Here is a 4406-nt window from a genome sequence, read left to right as displayed (position 1 = left end):
GAGCTGAGCGATGAGCAGGACCACGATTGACCGCGGCACAAGTCAGCATGGAATAACTCCATGTGGAGGTTCGTTGGAGATGGTGTCGGTGTTCGGTTCTTTGCCCCGGGTACCACCCCAGAATTGCCACTTCGAGTGGCCACTTGCCGAGAGGCGCAAGACGGGCACCGACGCGCCGGAGCCGCTGGACACCTTTTGGTGCCAGCGGCTTTGTCGTCTGAATGATCAGGCCGGGTTTTCGCCGGCAGCGACGTCGAGGATCCACGTCACCCCGAACGCATCGGTGAGCATGCCGAAACCGGGGCTCCACGCCGCGGCGGCAAGACCCTCGATGATCGATGCACCAGCAGAGAGTTCGGCCCAGTAGTTCTGCACCTCTTCGAGGGTTTCACCGCGAACCGAGACGAAGAACGGTTGGTCGGTGATCGTGGTGCCGTTCTCGCGGTGTGTCGAGCCTGCGTTGCCGGCCGAGCCGCCCGACTGTCCAGGGATGTCGTATGCCATCACACAGAAGCCGTCCTCTGTCTCCACCTGGCCGAACACGACGTTCTCAGCGCCGGGCACCTCCTTGGGCATCCCGAAGTCGCCGTAGGTTGCGATCGTGACCTGGCCACCGAAGACGGACTGGTAGAACTCCAGAGCCGCGCGGGCGTCTCCGCGGAAGTTGAGGTGGGTCGTTGTCTTGATGCTCATGTCTGCTCCTGGTACGAACGTCGCTCGGGTTTTCCCTGACAACGTCGACTCTCACAGCCGTATAGGACTGTTTTCGTCCTAGACTCGTCGTAGTCTCACCGCATGGCGACCACCACTCGACTCTTGAATCTGCTGTCCCTCTTGCAGACGAGGCGCGACTGGCCGGGCGCTCTACTCGCCGAGCGGCTCGACATCAGCCATCGCACGGCCCGCCGCGATATCGACCGGCTCAGGGAGATGGGTTACCGCATTGCGGCGACCATGGGCCCGGACGGCGGATACCGACTCGACGCCGGCAGCGAGCTGCCACCCCTGCTGTTCGACGACGATCAGGTCATCGCACTGGCAGTTGCGCTGCAGGCGGCGACGCTGACCGGCGTCGGTATCGAAGAGGATGCGGTTCGAGCGTTGACCACTGTGCGGCAAGTGATGCCGTCGCGTCTGCGCCATCGCCTCGACGCGCTCACGTTCACCACGATTTCGGCCGGTTCCGGCGACGCAGACTCCGCGTCCCCAGAGGTGCTCGTAGCGATTTCCGCTGCAGTCCGCGGTCGCGAGGTGTTCCGCTTCGATTACTCGAACGACCACTCAAACAACAGCGAAATAACACCCCCGCGCCGAGTGGAGCCGCATCATCTGGTGACCTCCAAGCGTCGCTGGTATCTCGTCGCGTGGGATCTCGCGCGAGACGACTGGCGAATCTTCCGCGCCGATCGCATCACCCCACGCACCCCGAACGGTCCCCGGTTCACGCCGAAGGAAATCCCCGGCGGCGACGTCAGCGAATACGTGTCCGCGCGCTTCAAAGGATCGGAACATATCAACAATTGGCCGTGCCATGGCAAGGTCGTTCTCCATCGACCAGCCAGTTATGTTCTTCCCTTTGTCGGGGATGGCATCGTCGAAGATCTTGGCCCCGAGCAGTGCATTCTCGAAGCCGGATCATGGTCTTGGACGGCGCTGGCAGCCTCCTTCAACCGATTCGACACCGACATCGATGTCGTCGGCCCGGCAGAACTTACCCACGCTTTCGCACAACTCGCCGCCCGCAACGCCGCGACTGCTGAGAGTTAGTCAGTCGTCTCGAATGAGATCCAGGTCTCCAACACAACCGTGCGCCCGCGGGTTCGTGATAGCTTTCACGTCCTCAGAGGACCTGAGGACTTGAAGACCTGAACGAAGGGATGCCCAAGGAGATGAAGAAGGGGCAAGTTGCATTTCTCACCGGCACACACGTCGTGAACGATCTGTACCAGGGGGCTGTGCCTGCACTGTTGCCGTTCATGATGCTCGAACGCGGATATTCCTATTCCGCGGTCGCCGGAATCACGCTCGCCGCGACCGGACTATCCAGTGTCGTGCAACCTGCATTCGGCATGCTGGTCGATCGAAAGAGCCGAAACTGGCTGGTACCCACAGGTTTTGTGACGGCCGCAGCAGGCATTGTCGTGGCAGCGATGAGCACCACCTACATCGTCACTTGGCTGGCAATTGCCGTGGCCGGCATCGGCATCGCCGCATACCATCCTCCCGCCACAAATTTGGCACGCGCGGCTGGAGGTCATTCACAGAAAGCCATGAGCGTGTTCTCCGTGGGCGGTACGTTGGGCGCCTCGCTGGCGCCACCGTTTGTCACGCTCGTGGTTGGCTCACTCGGTTTGTCCGGCGGCTATCTGCTCGCAGTTCCTGCAGTGGTGGCGGCTATTTGGTGGATGGTCGCCCAGTCGCGATCGGCCAACACGGGTGCGGCCGAATCAGCCCAGTCGTTGAGTGCGCAACTGGCAGCGAACGGTCCCGTGTCAGACGATTGGCGCTCGTTCACACGACTCGTGCTGGTAACGGTCTGTTGGTCAATTCCGTACGTGACCACACTGTCGTTGGTCTCACCGTTCGTGCTCAACGCACTGAACGGATCGTCCTCGAGCGCTGCAATCGTGTTGTCCTCCTTCACATTGGCAGGAGCGGCCGGAACGCTACTGGGAGGAGTCCTCGCGGACCGTCGTGGTCGACGCGCATCCATCCGACTCGGCTACCTGCTTGCGGTACCTTCACTGGCACTGCTCGCTGCCGCCCCGCACGTCGCAGTTGCCGAATTGGGAATCGTCTGTCTCGGATTTGCTATGTTCCTGCCCTTCGCGCCACAGGTGACATTGGCGCAGGACTACCTACCGAATCGCCCCGGCACAGCAAGTGGGGTGACGCTCGGACTCGCGATGTCCGTGGGGGGCATCGCATCTCCGCTGTTCGGCTACCTGGCAGATCACTTCGGACCGCGCATGGCGATCGGGGCGACAACTGCAGTGCTGTTCGTCGGCGCCGTCATCGCATTCACCTTGCGCGATCGACGACTCGACCCGGAAGACGAGACGGAGCGCGAACTGGACGTCATCGCCCTTCGATAAACCGAAAGACGGCCCCGTAGTCTGAAGATTCATCGGAGGACATGAAGTATTACTCGGTGAGCCGCTCCATTGCGGTTCACCGAGTCAGTCAGGAGCAGTCACATGGCAGTGCGCCAGATCAAGCAGCAGTCGCTGGTACAGAAAGCCGCGGACGAACTTGCGCGCCTCATCGGCGACGGCGAGTGGCCGGTCGGGACCAAAATCCCGAACGAACAGGATCTGAGCACACTCCTCGGAGTCGGGCGTTCGACCGGCAGAGAGGCCGTTCGCGCACTGATTGCGTCAGGCCAGCTCTACTCGCATCAAGGGTCCGGCACCTACGTCATGTCCTCGACACCGGTCACAGAACTCGAGCGAGAACTCAAACGCTCGGACCGCCGCGAAGTCTACGAAGTACGCAGACTCCTGGAAGTGGAAGCGGGCCGCCTGGCTGCCATGCGCCGAACTTCGGCCGACGTCGATCTGTTACACGCAGCACTCGAAGCCCGTGAAAATGCCTCGACACCAACAGAATTTGTCGACGCTGACATGGAACTACATCGCGCCGTGGTGAATGCTGCGCACAACAGCGTGTTGTCGATGGTGTTCGATTCATTCATCGAAACGCTCCGCAACTCGGCCCTGGACGTGATCACCGACGTCGCGGCGCGAGACCCCGAATCGATCGACGACGAAGCCGCTGCCCACCGAGATCTAGTAGAAGCCATCGTCGCGGGTGATGCCGACGCTGCCAGCGCGGCAACGCGCAGGAACATGGACGGGCTCGACTGACCCTCTCTATCGTTGTCAGGCATGACGTCCACATCGCTCCCTCCACGGGGTCTCCGGATCGGTCTGTCCGCCATCGCGTGGCTAAACCTGCTCTCTGCGCTCGTAGGAATGGCGGGCCTGACGATCGGCGGCGGGATGGGCCTGCCTCCTGAGTGGATCGAGGGAACCGTCTTCCCTTCATATTTCTGGCCCGGAATCCTCCTCGGCGTTGTCGTCGGAGGCATCCAGGCCGCCGCGCTCTTCGCTCAGCACAACAGGTTCCGTCTGACGTGGGGCCTGCACGCGGCCGCCGGCCTGACCATGATGATCTGGATCTTCGTCGAGATCGCCATCGTTCTCGCCTGGTCGCCACTGCAGGGCATCTTCTTCACCACCGGACTAGTCCAGACGATCCTCGCCGTTCTCGCACTCGGCGCCTGGCCTCGCCCCTTCCTCCAACGAGTCGAGTAGCGACGGAACCTGTTCTCGAACAACAGAATCACGACGGCCGGGCCCACCTCACCTTCTCGAAAATATCCTTGACTCGAAAGTATGTTCGAG

The 4406-nt window shown here is 61.7% G+C and carries 5 protein-coding genes; 4 read left to right on the top strand and 1 reads right to left on the bottom strand.

What is annotated here, in order from left to right:
• Window positions 1-225: 225 nt before the first annotated feature.
• Entirely contained in the window at window positions 226-693 is a 468-nt protein-coding gene (locus V3587_RS00025) for a VOC family protein (RefSeq protein WP_030536456.1), read from the bottom strand.
• A gap of 102 nt (window positions 694-795) precedes the next feature.
• On the opposite strand from V3587_RS00025, the gene V3587_RS00020 reads away from it, so the two are divergent.
• From V3587_RS00020 to V3587_RS00005, 4 genes are all read left to right on the top strand, one after another.
• Window positions 796-1767: a helix-turn-helix transcriptional regulator gene (locus tag V3587_RS00020; RefSeq protein WP_283375980.1), complete on the top strand. Its 972-nt coding sequence runs from the start codon at window positions 796-798 to the stop codon at window positions 1765-1767.
• A 122-nt stretch (window positions 1768-1889) separates the two neighbouring features.
• Complete coding sequence (locus V3587_RS00015; protein ID WP_042447245.1) at window positions 1890-3095, top strand: MFS transporter; 1206 nt, start codon at window positions 1890-1892, stop codon at window positions 3093-3095.
• A gap of 102 nt (window positions 3096-3197) precedes the next feature.
• Window positions 3198-3866 carry a FadR/GntR family transcriptional regulator gene (locus tag V3587_RS00010; RefSeq protein WP_064443637.1) on the top strand — a complete coding sequence of 223 codons (669 nt, stop codon included), beginning with the start codon at window positions 3198-3200 and terminating at the stop codon, window positions 3864-3866.
• 21 nt (window positions 3867-3887) lie between these two features.
• Window positions 3888-4316, top strand: a complete 429-nt coding sequence (locus V3587_RS00005; protein WP_225320164.1) for a hypothetical protein — start codon at window positions 3888-3890, stop codon at window positions 4314-4316.
• Window positions 4317-4406 lie beyond the last annotated feature (90 nt).

This window comes from Rhodococcus sp. IEGM 1306 (genome assembly GCF_036541985.1).
GTDB lineage: Bacteria > Actinomycetota > Actinomycetes > Mycobacteriales > Mycobacteriaceae > Rhodococcus_F > Rhodococcus_F qingshengii.
Note: the sequence above shows the minus strand (reverse complement) of the source record. Positions and strands in the feature narration are given on the sequence as shown.

Excerpts from the sequence above, each read along its gene's own strand:
- V3587_RS00025 (WP_030536456.1), bottom strand. The coding sequence starts at position 693 with ATGAGCATCAAGACAACGACCCACCTCAACTTCCGCGGAGACGCCCGC.
- V3587_RS00020 (WP_283375980.1), top strand. The coding sequence starts at position 796 with ATGGCGACCACCACTCGACTCTTGAATCTGCTGTCCCTCTTGCAGACG.
- V3587_RS00015 (WP_042447245.1), top strand. The coding sequence starts at position 1,890 with ATGAAGAAGGGGCAAGTTGCATTTCTCACCGGCACACACGTCGTGAAC.
- V3587_RS00010 (WP_064443637.1), top strand. The coding sequence starts at position 3,198 with ATGGCAGTGCGCCAGATCAAGCAGCAGTCGCTGGTACAGAAAGCCGCG.
- V3587_RS00005 (WP_225320164.1), top strand. The coding sequence starts at position 3,888 with ATGACGTCCACATCGCTCCCTCCACGGGGTCTCCGGATCGGTCTGTCC.